The sequence below is a fragment of the Chitinophaga sp. S165 genome, assembly GCF_003182155.1.
Lineage (GTDB): Bacteria > Bacteroidota > Bacteroidia > Chitinophagales > Chitinophagaceae > Chitinophaga.
In genome coordinates this window covers 776,638-792,945 of the sequence record NZ_QGTG01000002.1, presented here as the reverse complement: position 1 = coordinate 792,945, position 16,308 = coordinate 776,638, and the positions used below count along the sequence as shown (strand labels likewise).

Here is a 16,308-nt window from a genome sequence, read left to right as displayed (position 1 = left end):
ATTTTTTTAACTAACTTTTAACTGGGTATTCAGCACCAACAGGGCTGGCTTTGGCTAAATTTGTTTTGCATTATGAATGTCACTACTGTTAGTATAAGGAAGTTTGTATTATCCCTGTTCTTCTGCCTGGGCGCATTCTCATGCCTGCAGGCACAGGAATTCAGGTTCACTACCTCGGTTAGTAATAACAAGGTAGCGCTGGACGAACCGTTCCAGATACAGTTCATGCTGGAAAATGCTCCCAATGTAACGAGCTTTACGCCCCCGACCCTCAATGATTTTGAGGTGCTGCAAGGGCCCTCCCAGATGCAAGGCCAGTCTATCATGAATGGCAGACGCTCTGAATACATAGCTGTGATCTATGTAATTCAGCCAAAGAGAGTGGGTAACTTTACCATTCCCGGCGCCAGTGCCCGTTCAAATGGTAACGTAGTACGTTCCAATCCTGTAACCATAGAGGTTGTAAAGGCTAACCGCAGCGGTTATCAGCAATCCCCTCAACAGGCCTCGCCGCAAAGCGGTTTTCCTCCTTCCAGGTCGCAGCGCCAGCAACAGCAGCAGGATGAAATGGAAGGAGTACTCAGGAACGGAGAAGATGTCAACGCCAAACTGCGTAAGAATATCTTTGTTAAAGTAGATGTGGATAAGACCTCTCTTTATGAGGGCGAACAATTGACAGCTACTTATAAACTGTATACCCGCCTTCCGACTAACTCCAGTGTGACGAAGGTGCCGGCATTCAAAGGGTTTTCTGCAAAAGACATTGAATTGCCAAACCCACCGCAGGCGACTGAAGAAACGGTGAATGGCATGCATTTTAAGGTGTTCACCATTCGTAAGACCCTGCTGTTCCCATTACAATCAGGCACCCTGGAACTTGACCCTGTAGAAGTGGATAACCATGTGAAGCTGGTCAAACTGGTGAAGAACAACAATAACAGAAAGGCACGCGATCCTTTCGCGGACGTCTTCAATGATCCTGGCTTTAAAGATCCCTTCGATGATCCTTTCTTTGACGACTTTTTCAATCGTCCGGAAGTGACCTACGAAGATGTTCCTTACAAAGTCCAGACAGCTCCGTTAAGGGTAACCGTTAAGCCGCTTCCGGTGGATAATCGCCCGGTAAGTTTCACAGGGGCAGTCGGTAAGTTCAACATGACTGCATCCATCGACAAACAAACACTTAGTACGGATGACGCGCTCACACTGAAGGTAGTGGTGTCCGGCCAGGGAAATGTGAATCTGTTGAATGGCCCGAAAGTGGATATCCCTGCCGGTTTTGAAAAATACGATCCTAAAGTGACTGACAATATCGAGAAGAACAGTAACCCGCTGTCCGGCTCACGTCAGTTTGAATATGCACTGATGCCGCTTGAAGCTGGCGATCAGACAATTCCTGCGGTAGAATTCTCTTACTTCGATGTGGCTTCCAATAGCTACAAATCGATCCGTTCACAACCGTTCACTGTTCATGTCACTCCCGGCAAACAGACCAAACGGGATAAGGAAGATTTCAGCGTAAACAGGAATACCATTACATCCAATTATAACGGGGTACTGAACTGGGTAAAACAAGGCAGGTTCCTGCTGGTAAGCCCTTTATTCTATGTGCTCCTGCTGCTTCCCGTCCTTTTACTGGTAGCGGCCCTGATATACCGTCGCAAAAGGAACTATCAGCAGAATAACGCGGCATTCCTCAAACATCGTTTTGCCAATAAGGTAGCATTGAAACGCCTGGAACTGGCGGCACGTTATCTGAAGGAAGGAAAAGACAAAGCATTCTACGAGGAAACTTCCCGTGCAGTATGGGGATATCTCAGTAATAAACTGCATATTCCGTTTGCCGATCTCAGTAAACAACTCATACAGGATAAACTGGCACAGCAACAGGTAAGCGTTCAATATAGCACCCAACTCTTTGATCTGCTTGATGATTGCGAAATGGCACTGTATACGCCGATGCATAACAATGATAAAATGCAGGGCACCTATCAGCAGGCCGTAGCCGTGATCAGCCACCTTGAAGATGAATTGTTACGTGCTAAAAGTGTCGTGTAAACCCAGCTAATTATAACGGATGAAAAAAACATTAACAGCTATCTGTGCCCTTTTACTGCTGGTATGCAACGTTTTAAGCGCAGCTCCTGATCAGCAGCAACAGTTCGAAAAGGCCAATCAGCTTTACAAACAGAAACAATACAGTGAAGCTGCCGGTATTTATCAGCAATTGATCGACCAGGGTTATAGTCAGCCGCAATTGCTCGTTAATGCGGGAAATGCCTGGTATAGGGCTAATAAAACCGGCCTCGCGATCTATAATTATGAGAAGGCCCTCGGGGAGGACCCTTTTAATAAATCAGCTACGCACAATCTCGCCGTTGCAAATCAAAGGGTAGAGGGCTATGTAAACGATCTGCCGCTGCTTTTCTTTCAACAGTGGTGGTTACAGTTAACACATTTCCATAGCCCTAACGGATGGGCTACGGGCGCTATTATTTTCTTCTGGCTGCTGATAGCTGGCTTCATTGCCATGCTCATCGTGCCTTCATTCAAACCGGTATTATTGCGGTGGGGCACAGCCGTGGCTTCATTGCTTTTCATTCTCTACCTGACCATGGGCATCAGCACTTACGTGCTTGCCAATACGCACAGCGAAGGCATTATCATGGGCAGTGTAGTAAAGGTAAAATCAGCTCCTGACCAGGAGAGTAAAGATATGTTCGAGCTGCATGAAGGTGTAAAAGTGCAGGTGACTGACGCTACACAGGAATACTGTAAAATATCGCTGCCGGATGGCAAGACCGGCTGGCTGGCTTGTGGAGAGATCAGGAGGTTGTAGACAAGCTGCAAACTACAGGCTACGGGCAATTCCTGAAGCCTGTAGTTTGCGGCTTAAAGCTTTTCTATCCGTTCCATAAACTCCTGCTTACGCTGACGGGATACAGGTATACAACTTCCGTCGCTCATAATAATATCCCCACCATCCCCTTTTATATATCTGTCCATATAGTTTAGGTTGACCAGGTAACTGTGATGTACCCTGAAGAACCCTTTATTCTTAAGCAAGCCTTCCACCTCTTTCAGAGAACGGCATACTGATGGTTTCACAGTTGTATTTACCAGATGAATAATCGTACTTTCCCCATCTGCCACACAATACAGGATATCCTTGACCAATAGCATTCTCAGTCCTTCCGGACTAGGCAACGCCAGTCTTTCTCCCGGATACAGGTGCTGGTGCAGGAATTCCATAAGGGAATCGGTCTTTTCGCCCGATTGTTCTTTTTGCCGTTTTCGCTGCATGGCCTTTTCAACGGCTTCCACCAGGTCTTCGCGAATGATCGGCTTCAACAGGTAATCCAGCGCATTATGGCGAATGGCGTCCAGCGCATAATGGTCGTAAGAAGTAGTTACAATAATGGAAAACGAAGCGTCCTTGCAGGCACGCAGCACTTCAAATCCATTCAATCCCGGCATTTCCACATCCAGGAAAAGAAGATCAGGTTGATATTTCTCTATTGCCTCCAATGCAGAGATCCCATCAGCGCAAATAGCCACTATGTTAACTGCAGGGCAATGTTTCTCAAGCAGAAGTTTCAAAACACTTCGGCTGAGTTTTTCATCATCCACGATAATGGTGCGCATGTTCTTTTAGTTCTTGTCCCCAAAGACTCTCCCTCGGTCAGCATAAGAAAGCATAGGTGAGAGTCAATATAATATACAATATTTAATGTAAAGATGTGAAAGTTTATTTTAGGCAGATGCGGTTTTTATGTCTTACATTACCACTTCTCTGGTAGCTATCTGCTGCATATTGATAATAACAAGATGACCTCTAGGTTGTTGCATTTCATTATAAAGTTCCTGTTCGGAGATACCCGCACGCATATTATATCGTTCATTTATGGCCTGTAGCCTGGCTGCGGCTATGGTAATACCTTGTGAGAGGAGAGAGTCTTCTGCAGACAGTATCTGGCGGATGCCATTATCTTCGATCCTGACAGAGACCATTTCATTTTCACGGCTGATCCGGATGCGCAGACAGCCGCCGGTCTTTGCCGGCCGTAATAGTATTCGGCGCCAGATAGCCTCCTGGATGTAGGGCTGAACGATCAGTGGAGGTATAAATGTCACCTGTTGAAATACATCGGGCGCAATGTCCAGTTCATAATCAAACTGCGGTCCGAAACGAAGTTGTTCCAGTTGCAGATATAATTCCAGCGCTTCAATGTCTTCTTCCAGGTTAACCCACTCCTTATTGCAATTGCGGATAATAAGACGCATCAGGCGTGCGAAGCGCGTCAGGTAGAGGGAGGCAAGATCCGTACTGGTAGTGAGAATGTAGTGGTGTATAGCGTTCAGGCTATTAAAGATAAAATGAGGGTCCATCTGCGCCTGAAATGCATGCATTTCCAGGTGTACCAGTTGCTGAAGCCTGCTTATCTCTTTTGTTGAAGCCTGTCTAATATGCTTCTCACGTATATAAAACACGCAGCAGATCGTGGTCAAACTCAACAGAAAAAACACCCAGTACGGCCAACCTACTGCGATGAGTATGTTAGAGCAAAAAACCAAAATTTTAAAGGTTTACGAAAGGATACAAATTATAAGTACCTCACAAAGTCGTACAATCCTGATAACACGATATTTACTATCGTAATCAAGGCTGGTGCTAAATATCCGTCAAATCTGGTTGCCGGGAAAGAGGCAATTACTACAAGGCAGCATTTGCAGAACAACCGGGGGAAAACAAAGGGTAAACGGTATCAATGGCTATTCGGTAAACTTATATCCTACACCCCTTACAGAGTGGAAGTACCGGGAATTCCGGCTGTCTTCTTCAAAATATTTACGGAAGTTCAGAATGAAATTGTCAATAGTACGTGTTGTCGGGTATACATTGTAACCCCAAACCACCTGCAGGATCTTTTCACGGGTCACTACTTCTCCCTTATTTTCAATGAGCAGTTTCAAGAGCATCGTTTCCTTCTTGCTCAGCTCATAGTGTTTTCCGTCTTTACCAATACACTCCTGCGCGGCAAAGTCGATCTCATTATTACCGAAATGATATACGGTAGATACACTGTCCTTATCCTGTATGCGTTTATTTTTGACGATCAGTTTTTCTACCCGTAGCAGCAGTTCCTCCAGGTTGAAAGGCTTCGTCATATAATCGTCCCCGCCTTTCTTCAGGCCCAGCACGCGGTCGGCGCTGCTGTTCTTTGCACTGAGGAACAGGATAGGCACTTCATTATTCTGGATACGGATGTTTTCACAGACAGCAATACCGTCCATTTCCGGCAACATAATATCCAGGATGATCAGGTCAAAATATTCGTTCTTTACCGCCTTTAAAGCTGCGGTGCCATTATCTACAGCCGTTACTTCATATCCCTCCAGCTCCAGGTTCAGTTTTAAGGCTTCCTGAAGGTTTTCTTCGTCCTCTACCAGTAGTATGGATGCTTTAGTAGCTTCCTTCATAATTAATAATTGCTATCACTAATTTACACACTTTGAATGGAATATACGGGCCAGGTTATCTCAAAACTGGCGCCCGCAGGAACGTTATCTTTCACGACAATCGTGCCTCCATGCTGCTGTACGATCTTTCTGCTGAGGAACAGCCCAAGTCCCGACCCTTTTGCTTTACGCGTATTTTCATTGCCTATACGATAAAACTTCAGGAAGATCCTTTCCCGTTCATCTGCCGGGATACCAGGCCCCTCGTCGGTCACCTTCAGTTTTAGTGTGCTGCCATTACATTCGGCCAGTGATACGTTGATCACCGTATGCTTCGGTGCATATTTAACAGCATTTTCAACCAGGTTACTTAGTAAGATCTGCAACATGAACTTATCTCCGTTGACCCACACATCAGGCAAAATATGTGCCTGTATCGTATGTGTCGTAATGCGTGACTGCATTTCCCTGATGCCTGTTTCCAGGAGGGAAGAGAAGTCTATGTCTTCCCGGAACAGCTGGTAACGTTGCCCTTCCATCTGGGAAGCCAGCAGAATGTTGTTGCAAAGCTGGTCCAGCCGGTTTGTTTCCCTGATGGTATTGTCCAGCAGCTTTAACCGCTTTTCCTCATCCAGCCTGTGTTTGCGAAGCGTTTCCAGGTTAAGTTTTGCAGCCGCGATAGGCGATTTTAATTCATGCGTGACCGCCATCATAAAGTTTTGTTGCTGCTGGGATAAGCGCATTTGCTTCCAGATAGAGCGGTAAACAAAGAAACCGCCCAACAATATAATAGCCAGAAATATAAGTCCTTCACCGAAAAACATGACAGAACGTCTCTCTTCGGTGGCTTCTATACGTTGTAATTCCTGGTGAAATTCAATGGGATGTGCTATACTGTCAGTCCGGAGTACCAGGTTCTGGACCTCAAAACGGGTGATCTGCTCGCTCTGGTTGAACAGCAACACGCCCCACCACACCAATGCAAGGATGGTATATGCCAGTACAAAAAGGTATACGAAGTGGATTCCACCCCGTCCTTCCATTTTACGGAATAACTTTTTCATTGTTTCGTAACCCGGCTTTCTCAATCCGCAGGCCTACATTCATTATATCCGGCAACGGATTTTGCCGCATGTTTTGTTCAAAAGTAAATTTGTATGTGCCCGGCTTATTCAGGATGGCCTTTTGCTGGATGGGGATCTTGTGCTCATATATATCATCAAGACCGCTACCAAGCCATCTGCCGGTATTATCTGCCAACGGTAACTCTACCCGCTGTGCCACCGGTTTTTCGCCCGGAAACTGCGTATGTACCTGTAACCATATATTACTGAAAGGGTAGGAGTCTTTATGCCTTACGTTTACATATATATTGTAAAGGTACGCCGTATCCTGAGGCTGCACGGTAACCTCAAAGACAGGTTTGTAAGCATAGGACCATTCATGCCCCGGAATATCCAGGTTTCTTTCATAGGTGTCCATCTTCAGTGGCTGACAGGCTGCTGTAAACAACAAGCCTGCGACCATGATAATCCGGCAGAGTCTATTCATACTTTATCGAAATACGTTTTATATCTGAGGAACGATGTCCGGGATTCTTTACAGTACGTTCAATACCTGTTCTTTCGCCTTTTCCAGTTCATCTTTCATGAGTACTACCCATTGCTGGATACTCGCATCATTGGCTTTGGAACCGGTGGTATTGATCTCACGTCCTACTTCCTGCAGTACGAAGCCGAGTTTCTTTCCTTTGGCAGGATCAGCTTCCGCCAGGATCTCCTTGAAATAACGGCAGTGGTTTTCCAGCCTTACCAGTTCTTCAGAGATATCAAGCTTTTCCAGATAGAAGATCAGTTCCTGCTCCAGGCGGTTCTCATCCACGTTTTCTTTCCCCACATGTTCCGCCAGTAAGCCTTCCAGTCGCTGACGAACCCTGTCTTTTCTCAACGGGTCCAGTTCACGCACTTTTATGCAATAGGATTCGATATTCTCAATACGTAACAGCAGATCAGCCGACAGCATCTGGCCCTCGTCCAGGCGATGCGCGTCCAGGTCAGCCACGGCCAGCTGGATCACTTTTTCCACCTCGTGCCATTCTTCTTCGGTCATCTGCTCTGTAGCAGGGGTCACCACTTCCGGCAACTTCATCAGCACATTCAGCATATCTTCCTGCGGAAGGTTCAGCTCTGTAGCCAGCGTTGTGATAGAGCTATGATAATACTTCGCCAGATCCGTATTAATGACCACCGGACGGGTAGCTCCGTTCTGCCTTATATTTACTGTTGCATCCAGTGTACCACGCAGGAGGGTCTGCTGCAGCTGGTTACGGATGTCAAACTCATAAGGCTTTAACAACGGGGAAATCTTCAGGTTTACCTCAAATTGCTTACCATTGAGCGATTTTACTTCAACTACTATTGTAGTCTCGCCTCTGGTATTTTCCGCCCTTCCAAAGCCGGTCATTGATTTCAGCATAATAGAGATTTGTAGGCAACAAACCTACCTAAATTAGCCCAAAGCACAAAGAATAGGTGCAAGCAAACAACAGCAGGGTATCATATAAGCTGCCAGGAATCACGTCCGGGCGCCTCCGCAGCCCTTACCTGAACAGCATATCGTAGACCTCTTTTTGCCCCATTTCCCGCATCTGTCCTGGTTCCAGCCCTTCTACTGTAATACGGCCTATCCGGTAACGTATAAGTCTCAACGTAGGAAAACCCACTGCTGCTGTCATCTTCCTTACCTGCCTGTTTTTACCCTCATTTAGCACTAACCTTATCCAGGGAGCAGGGATCAGCTTACGGAAACGGATAGGCGGATTACGTTCCGGCACCACCGGTTCCGTTTCAAACAACGCTGCATGACAGCGCCTGGTCTGATATTCTTTGCCGTCCACTGCAATCTTAACGCCTTGTTTAAGTTGCTGTACCGCTTCGGTCGTAACGGCCCCATCTACCTGGACCCAATATTCCCGTTCATGGGCAAATTTGGGATCCAGCAGCCGGTGATTCAATGATTTATCGTTGGTCAGGATGAGCAATCCCTCGCTGTCATAATCAAGTCTTCCTACCGGATAAACGTCGGTCGGTACGTCAAAGAAGTCCGCCAGGCTGGCCTTTCCTTCCTCCCGCCCGAAACGGGTCAACACCTGGAAAGGCTTATATATAATATAATATTTAAGTGACATACCCGAAGTAGTAAGGAGCGTGCGTTTATTTTGGCTGTAAATTAGTAATTTTGCGGTCTGAAACTATGTGTACGCCTTTCCATAATGCCTCGTGTATGAATTGCCAGGACCGATTTGGATCAATTTTGTTCAAAGCGGAGAAGTGCAATCTGGAAGAGATTGAGTCTGCCAAGGTATGTACTACATACAAAAAAGGCCAGATCGTCTTCCAGGAAGGTGCTTATCCCTTTGGCATTTACTGCGTAAATACCGGTAAGATCAAATTGTCACACTGTGGCGATGATGGCCGCGAACAGATCGTTCGTCTGGCTAAACCCGGCGACATTATAGGTTATAAAGCGCTCCTCAGTGCAGAACGCTACACCGCTTCTGCCATTGCACTGGACGACTCTTCCGTCTGCTTTATTCCCAAAGATCTCTTCATGAGCGTTCTGCAAAAAGATGCCAGCCTTTCCCTGGAAATGATGCGCATCCTTGCCAGTGAGCTGAGAAAGGCAGAAATGAAGATCACCCACCTGGCCCAGAAACCCGTACGTGAACGCCTGGCGGAAACACTGCTCTTCATCAAAGAAACCTATGGCGTGGAACAGGACGGTTTCACCCTCAACGTCCGCCTCTCCCGTGAGGAAATAGCCAATCTGGTCGGTACCGCCACCGAATCGGCCATCCGCCTCCTCTCCGAATTCAAAAAAGATGGGCTGATCGAGCTCCAGGGTAAGAAGATCCGCCTGCTGAATACGGAAGAACTGACCCGCACCGCCAATCTCCAGGACTAATCCTGTTTTAGGTCCGCCTTTACTTCATATCAAGTCCGCCTCTTGTTCGACGCTTCTTCGACGCCTGTTCGAATGTAGTAGGGTACATTCTCTCTTTAGGTCCACCCCTTGGTCTCTGCTTGGTCTCTTGATCATCTCCTGATCCTCCCGGCGTGAATAAGCCATCGTCTTCGTATGCCTGAAAAATACCACTGGGCGCAGCCCCGCCAATCGCGATTACAGGCACAATATTACCCCTTTTTGTTACGTCATTTCGGGCAATGTATACAGGACGCAATATCGTGTATGCAAGACGCAAAATCGTGTATGCAGGACGCAATAATGCGGGGGTCAGGGAGTCTTCAAAAGTCACAGATATGCATTATAAAATCCTCTCATGCTATCTGTTGGTGGTATTCCTTCACGAGATCGCCCATTAGAACCGGATTTTAGAAGGGTCGTACAAGGCTTAACTTACGTTCATCCTACGTTCAAAGACGTAGGATGAACGTAAGTTAAGCCTTGTACGACCCTTCTAAAGTAAGCGCCAAATGAGGGACAAATACAGACCGTTCCAGGTAGGCTTACAATAGGACCTTCAACTGACTAAGATCAGCTCTTCTTTTGACCCCCATCATTGTCACCCGTCGCCCCCGCCGGTAGTTTTGCAAAAATCCTCTGTTATGGCTACAATCTCCGTCGCTCCCGGTACCCAATTACGCTGTACTCACTGCGGCGAAGACTGTCCGGACCATAAGATCTTCCTGGGAAACAAGCACTTTTGCTGTGAAGGATGTAAACTGGTATATGAGCTGCTGAATGAGAATGATCTCTGCGATTATTACACTCTCAATAACCATCCGGGGCAGGCCCAGCGGATACCCGTGAGGAAAGACAAGTTCTCCTTCCTGGACGACCAGAAGATCCACCGGCAATTAATTCATTTCCAGGATGATACACAAACCCATGTCACCTTCTATATCCCGCATATCCATTGCAGTTCCTGCCTCTGGCTGCTCGAAAACCTGCACCGGCTGGATAGCGGCGTACAACGGGTAACAGTCAGTTTCGCCAAAAAAGAAGCGCTGATCATATTCCGGCAACAGGAAACCTCTCTCAGGCATATTGCAGAAATCCTGACCAGTATCGGATATGAACCCTATATCAGTCTGAAGGACCTGGGCCAAAAGAAACCACGGATACAAAGAGACCTGATCTACCGGCTTGGAATAGCTGGTTTTTGTTTCGCCAATATCATGCTGCTCAGTTTTCCGGAGTATTTTTCCCAATACGGATATGCTGATGTAAAAATGAACCACGTGTTCCGCTGGTTGAACCTCTCCTTGTCGCTACCAGTATTCTTTTACAGCGCGCAGGTATTCTTCCGCTCTGCCTGGGGCGGCCTCAAAAGTGGTTTTCTGAACATTGACCTTCCGATCGTGCTGGCTATCATGGTTACGTTTATCCGTAGCCTGACGGACGTATTCACCGGCAGCGGCGCAGGGTATTTTGATTCCATGACGGGTATCGTTTTCTTCATGCTCATAGGCCGGGTACTGCAGGATAAAACCTACCAGGGACTTTCGTTCGACCGCGATTATACCGCCTATTTCCCTATTGCCGTTTCCGTACTGAAGAACGGCCAGGAAGTACCCACAGCATTGCCCGATATCAGGATCAACGATACTTTACTGATCCATCACCAGGAACTGATCCCTGCTGATGGCATCCTTGTAAAAGGAAATGCCATTATCGATTATAGCTTCGTAACAGGAGAAGCAGTGCCAGTGCACAAGACAGCCGGAGAGATCGTATATGCAGGCGGGAAGCAACTGGAGGGAAATATTGAGATCCTTAGTATCAAAGAGGTAGCGCAAAGTTACCTGACCAGCCTTTGGAACAGGGAAGAGCTCCGCACACCGCAAGAAGAACAGCCGTCTTTTATCCACCTGCTGAGCCGCTACTTTACCTGGGTAGTACTGGCTATTGCTATTATTACCGGTACTTACTGGTGGGCGCACGAGCCGGCGCGTATATGGCCGGCCGTGACAGCAGTGCTGATCATTGCCTGCCCATGCGCATTACTGCTTGCGTCTACTTTTACCAACGGGCATATCCTGCGCATCTTAAGCCGGCACCGGTTGTACCTGCGGAATGCGGCAGCTATAGAAAGGCTGGCTGATATTGATCATATCGTCTTTGATAAAACAGGTACGTTAACCGGCAAAGCTGCCGCCAGCATATCTTATCACGGTATGCCACTTACTATGGAAAAGCTACGTGCCATCGGATCGTTAGCAGCACAGTCTACACATCCGCTAAGTAAAATGATCGTGGCGTTCTGTGGCAAAGATGATCATCTGCCAATAAGGAATTTCAGATCAGTACAGGCGAGTGGTATCAGTGGCTGGGCAGAGTATTATTTTATACAACTGGGGAATGCCGCATTTACAGAAACGACGAAGACGATCAGTACCGACGGCAGTACCGTATATGTTAGTATCGACGGGCGACAAACCGGCTATTTCATCATCCGCCATCACTACAGGGAAGGGGTTGCTACACTGCTGGAACATCTGCAGAAAAAATATGCGCTGTCATTACTATCGGGCGATAACGACGCGGAATCAAACTATCTGCAAAAACTGATGGGACCTTCAGCTACACTACGTTTTACACAACAACCTGCGGATAAATTAGGCTATATCCTATCCTTGCAAAAACAAGGTCACCGTGTACTCATGATCGGTGATGGCCTTAATGATGCAGGTGCATTAAAGCAAAGCGACATAGGTATCTCGCTGACTGAAAACAGTAACAATTTTACACCTGCCAGTGACGGCATCCTTGAAGCGGAACAGCTAACACAGTTGCCGCGTTTTATCAGGACCTGCAAAAACAATAAGCGCATTATCCTGATCACTTTCATCATTTCGCTTTTGTATAATTTCATCGGATTATTCTTTGCCGTACAAGGCATCCTATCTCCGTTAACCGCGGCTATACTCATGCCCGCAAGCTCCATCAGCATTGTGCTACTCACTTATGGTTTGAGTGAATGGATGGACAGACCCTGATATCAATCAGTATTGTGATTGAGCAGCATCATCGTATCCGCATCTGACGCAGGCTAGCTTTGTTCATGGAAATAAACCCAATTACTATGAGTGTGATCATGATACTTCTCGGAGCCAGCCTGTTGGTGGCTATCTTCTTTCTCGCCGCTTTTATATGGTCAGTGAAGAACGGACAATTTGAAGATGATTTCTCTCCCGCACATCGCATACTATTCGAAGTAAAACCACCTGAAACTACCTGTAAATCAGGTCATGCATGCACCAATAAGAACTGCAAATCACGCATCTGCAAGCCATAACATACTATCCTCAATATACTATCAACTCATTTCTTATCAATCGTAATTGAATAAACATGTCTCTCGAAAAGTTTTCGTACGATAACCGTACCGTGAAATGGTTTGCATACGCCTGTATCGGCTGGGGGCTGATCGGTATGTTAGCCGGGCTATGGGCCGCACTGGCGTTGGTGTTGCCCGACCTTAACCTGGGTTACGCACCTACAACATTTGGCCGGCTAAGACCTGTACACACCAACGCAGTTGTCTTTGCATTTGTTGGCAACGGCATCTTCATGGGCGTCTATTATTCATTGCAACGTCTCTGTAAAACACGCATGTTCAGCGATGTACTGAGTAAAATACATTTCTGGGGATGGCAGGCCATCATTGCCGGAGGTGCTGTTACACTCCTGATGGGCTGTACTACCGGCAAGGAATATGCAGAACTGGAATGGCCTTTTGATATCGCCATAACACTGATCTGGATTGCCTTTGGTGCGAACATGCTGGGCACGATCCTTCGTCGCCGTGAAGCACATCTCTATGTGGCTATCTGGTTTTATATCGGTACCTGGGTGGCAATTGCCATGCTGCATATTGTGAACTCTTTCGAGATGCCGGTATCTTTCCTGAAAAGTTATTCCTGGTATGCAGGTGTACAGGATGCGCTGGTACAATGGTGGTACGGACACAATGCAGTGGCCTTCTTCCTGACCACTCCCTACCTCGGCCTGATGTATTACTTCGTGCCAAAGGCGGCCAACAGGCCTGTATATTCTTATCGCTGGTCTATTATTCACTTCTGGGCGCTGATCTTTATTTACATCTGGGCAGGCCCGCACCATTTGCTATACACCGCATTGCCTGAATGGGCACAATCTCTCGGTACCGTATTTTCTATCATGCTGATCGCTCCATCCTGGGGCGGAATGCTGAACGGTTTACTTACGCTCCGTGGCGCGTGGGACCGCGTAAGAGAAGATGCGATCCTTAAATTCTTTGTGGTAGCACTGACCTGTTATGGTATGGCGACTTTCGAAGGACCAATGCTTTCTCTGAAGAATGTCAATGCCATCAGTCACTACACCGACTGGACCATCGCACACGTACACGTTGGCGCGTTAGGCTGGAACGGTTTTCTGACATTTGGTATTCTTTACTGGCTGATACCCCGCATTTTCACTACACAGCTATACTCCCGCAAATGGGCCAATACACACTTCTGGCTGGGCACACTGGGCATTGTTTTCTATGTTATTCCTTTATACTGGGCGGCGTTCACTCAAAGCATGATGTGGAAACAGTTCACACCGGAGGGACAATTAAAGTTCCAGTTCCTGGAAACAGTTAATACCATCGTTCCGATGTATGCACTACGCGGATTAGGCGGATTACTATATGTAAGCGGTGTGGTACTGATGATAGTCAACATAGCTAAAACCGTGCGCCGTGGCTCTTTTGTAGCAAATGAACCGGCTGAAGCAGCGCCACTGCCTAAGGTGATCCTTACACATGGTAAAACACACTGGCATAACTGGATAGAGCGCAGACCTATACAGCTGTTCGTTTTCAGTCTTATCGTAGTAGGTATAGGAGGCATGCTTGAAATGATCCCTACCTTCCTGGTAAGAAGTAATATTCCTACCATCACGAGTGTAAAACCTTATACACCACTCGAACTGCATGGCCGTGATGTGTATATCCGAGAGGGTTGTTATACCTGCCACTCACAGATGATCCGCCCGTTCCGGGATGAGGTGGCCCGATACGGTGAATACTCCAAAGCAGGTGAATTCGTTTATGATCATCCGTTCCAGTGGGGGTCTAAAAGAACAGGGCCAGACCTGGCCAGGCTGGGAGGGAAGTATCCGCACTCATGGCACTACAATCACATGCTGGACCCGACGTCTATGTCGCCCGGTTCTATAATGCCACAGTATCCATGGTTGTTTGATGATAAAATAAATAAAGCAAAAACACCTGCAATGATCAGGGTAATGCGCAGGTTAGGCGTACCATATCCCGAAGGATATGAGGAGCAGGCCAATGCAGATATGGCTAAACAGGCGGTGGAAATATCTGTCGCACTGAAGCACGACAAGCTGGATGTAGCGCCAGACAAGGAGATCGTGGCCCTTATCGCTTATCTGCAACGCCTGGGCGCCGACATCAAAAATCCCGTTGCAGCAGCCGAAAACTAATCTGATCAATCTATAAAAATCTAAGGGGATATGAAATTCATCAATTACCTGCAGTCTATCACAGGTGTAAGCATCTACCCGCTGGCCTCTCTGTGCATCTTCACAGTATTCTTTGTGCTGGCAGCTTTATGGGCATTCAAGGCAGATAAAGGCATGATAGATCACATCAGGAACATCCCGCTGGATGACTGCTGATCATCACATGCTCAATTTATCATTCGCTAATCGCAACATCATGAACAAAAGATCATTCACTATAACAGGATTTGTCCTTTTCTTCCTATGCCTCCCGGATAGTTTACCGGCAGCAGCGCAATACAAGCCTGCTGCCCCTTCAGAACTGGGGCATCCGGTAGCTATCGTACTAATGGCAGTTATCACCGGTCTGCTGATCGCCATTGCCATACTGGGCAGCGCTGTGCTCAGTTCCATGGACATCTACAGGGAAAGGGTTAAAAACGGTCAGCGCAAAACGATTGTTCCTATAGTGCTGCTCGTAGCAGGACTACTTTCTTCCAACAGCCTGCTGGCGCAAGATGAAACACCTGTGCAACAAACAGTTGTACACAATATCGTCAGTGGATTATCTGATACTTCTTTATACCTGATGCTCTCTGTCGTTTCACTGGAGATCCTGATCATTTTTTCCTTGTTGTATACACTGCGTGTATTGCTGGGCATTGAACGTAAAAAGAAAATGGCCGTTCCCGGCAAACGGGTTGTACACTGGTTTGAACGACTGAATAAAACAAAGACCCTGGATGCAGCTTCTGAAGTAGAAGAAGATATGGGACACGAATACGATGGGATCCGCGAACTTAACAATCCTACGCCACCCTGGTGGAGATGGAGTTTCTACTGCAGTATTGTGTTTGCCTTTGTGTACATCTGGCGTTTTCAGATAGCCCACTCTGCCCCTTCACAATTGGAAGAACTGGCCATCGCAGAGGCGGATGCCAAAGAAGCAAAAGAAGAATATCTGAAAAATGCAGCAAACAACATCGATGAAAATAATGTAACCCTGCTGACTGCTGCGGATGATATTGCCGGTGGACAAAAACTCTTCTCTACCAGCTGTGCTCCATGTCACGGAGCACAGGGGCAGGGAGTAGTAGGGCCTAATCTGACGGACGACTACTGGTTGCACGGCGGACAGGTTAAAGCGGTCTTCACTACTATCAAATACGGCGTACCGGAGAAGGGAATGAAATCGTGGAAAGACGATTTCTCGCCTAAACAACTGGCTATGCTGACCAGCTATATTAAGAGCATCCATGGTTCCAATCCGCCTGATCCGAAAGAACCACAAGGTGCATTAGAAAAAGAATAGACCAGATCTAAAAAGTA

Annotated in this window: 15 protein-coding genes; 8 read left to right on the top strand and 7 right to left on the bottom strand. The window is 47.0% G+C overall.

What is annotated here, in order from left to right:
- Nucleotides 1-72 precede the first annotated feature (72 nt).
- A complete protein-coding gene (locus C7475_RS11450; protein WP_110053487.1) occupies nucleotides 73-2,058 on the top strand; it encodes a BatD family protein in 1,986 nt (661 codons plus the stop codon).
- 19 nt (nucleotides 2,059-2,077) lie between these two features.
- Complete coding sequence (locus C7475_RS11445; protein WP_110053486.1) at nucleotides 2,078-2,839, top strand: SH3 domain-containing protein; 762 nt, start codon at nucleotides 2,078-2,080, stop codon at nucleotides 2,837-2,839.
- 53 nt (nucleotides 2,840-2,892) lie between these two features.
- Here the strand turns inward: C7475_RS11445 and C7475_RS11440 are convergent, their stop codons facing one another.
- The 7 genes from C7475_RS11440 to C7475_RS11410 all read right to left on the bottom strand — a co-directional run bounded on the left by C7475_RS11440 (nucleotide 2,893) and on the right by C7475_RS11410 (nucleotide 8,647).
- Nucleotides 2,893-3,645 (bottom strand): LytTR family DNA-binding domain-containing protein, encoded by a 753-nt coding sequence (locus C7475_RS11440; RefSeq protein WP_110053485.1) that lies wholly within the window; start codon nucleotides 3,643-3,645, stop codon nucleotides 2,893-2,895.
- 132 nt (nucleotides 3,646-3,777) lie between these two features.
- Entirely contained in the window at nucleotides 3,778-4,491 is a 714-nt protein-coding gene (locus tag C7475_RS11435; protein WP_110053484.1) for a sensor histidine kinase, read from the bottom strand.
- A gap of 282 nt (nucleotides 4,492-4,773) precedes the next feature.
- Nucleotides 4,774-5,481, bottom strand: coding sequence for a response regulator transcription factor (locus tag C7475_RS11430; protein ID WP_089829386.1), 708 nt, complete (start codon nucleotides 5,479-5,481; stop codon nucleotides 4,774-4,776).
- A gap of 23 nt (nucleotides 5,482-5,504) precedes the next feature.
- Complete coding sequence (locus tag C7475_RS11425; RefSeq protein ID WP_110053483.1) at nucleotides 5,505-6,524, bottom strand: sensor histidine kinase KdpD; 1,020 nt, start codon at nucleotides 6,522-6,524, stop codon at nucleotides 5,505-5,507.
- A complete protein-coding gene (locus C7475_RS11420; protein ID WP_110053482.1) occupies nucleotides 6,505-7,011 on the bottom strand; it encodes a gliding motility lipoprotein GldH in 507 nt (168 codons plus the stop codon). Before C7475_RS11420 ends, C7475_RS11425 begins: the two co-directional genes overlap by 20 nt.
- Nucleotides 7,012-7,059: 48 nt before the next feature.
- Nucleotides 7,060-7,935: a YicC/YloC family endoribonuclease gene (locus C7475_RS11415; RefSeq protein ID WP_110053481.1), complete on the bottom strand. Its 876-nt coding sequence runs from the start codon at nucleotides 7,933-7,935 to the stop codon at nucleotides 7,060-7,062.
- Between the two features lie 124 nt (nucleotides 7,936-8,059).
- The gene (locus tag C7475_RS11410) at nucleotides 8,060-8,647 is read right to left on the bottom strand and encodes a pseudouridine synthase (protein ID WP_110053480.1); all 588 of its coding nucleotides are present in this window, start codon (nucleotides 8,645-8,647) and stop codon (nucleotides 8,060-8,062) included.
- A gap of 95 nt (nucleotides 8,648-8,742) precedes the next feature.
- Here C7475_RS11410 and C7475_RS11405 point away from each other — a divergent pair, with 95 nt between their 5' ends.
- The 6 genes from C7475_RS11405 (at nucleotide 8,743) to C7475_RS11375 (ending at nucleotide 16,291) form a co-directional block, all read left to right on the top strand.
- Nucleotides 8,743-9,423 (top strand): Crp/Fnr family transcriptional regulator, encoded by a 681-nt coding sequence (locus C7475_RS11405; RefSeq protein WP_233259825.1) that lies wholly within the window; start codon nucleotides 8,743-8,745, stop codon nucleotides 9,421-9,423.
- 662 nt (nucleotides 9,424-10,085) lie between these two features.
- Nucleotides 10,086-12,479: a heavy metal translocating P-type ATPase metal-binding domain-containing protein gene (locus C7475_RS11395; RefSeq protein WP_110053477.1), complete on the top strand. Its 2,394-nt coding sequence runs from the start codon at nucleotides 10,086-10,088 to the stop codon at nucleotides 12,477-12,479.
- 86 nt (nucleotides 12,480-12,565) lie between these two features.
- Complete coding sequence (gene ccoS, locus C7475_RS11390) at nucleotides 12,566-12,778, top strand: cbb3-type cytochrome oxidase assembly protein CcoS (RefSeq protein ID WP_110053476.1); 213 nt, start codon at nucleotides 12,566-12,568, stop codon at nucleotides 12,776-12,778.
- A 56-nt stretch (nucleotides 12,779-12,834) separates the two neighbouring features.
- Nucleotides 12,835-14,961: a cytochrome-c oxidase, cbb3-type subunit I gene (gene ccoN / locus C7475_RS11385; protein WP_110053475.1), complete on the top strand. Its 2,127-nt coding sequence runs from the start codon at nucleotides 12,835-12,837 to the stop codon at nucleotides 14,959-14,961.
- A 30-nt stretch (nucleotides 14,962-14,991) separates the two neighbouring features.
- A complete protein-coding gene (locus tag C7475_RS11380; RefSeq protein ID WP_110053474.1) occupies nucleotides 14,992-15,156 on the top strand; it encodes a CcoQ/FixQ family Cbb3-type cytochrome c oxidase assembly chaperone in 165 nt (54 codons plus the stop codon).
- A gap of 40 nt (nucleotides 15,157-15,196) precedes the next feature.
- Nucleotides 15,197-16,291 (top strand): cbb3-type cytochrome c oxidase N-terminal domain-containing protein, encoded by a 1,095-nt coding sequence (locus C7475_RS11375; RefSeq protein WP_158286486.1) that lies wholly within the window; start codon nucleotides 15,197-15,199, stop codon nucleotides 16,289-16,291.
- The last annotated feature ends 17 nt before the right edge of the window (nucleotides 16,292-16,308 follow it).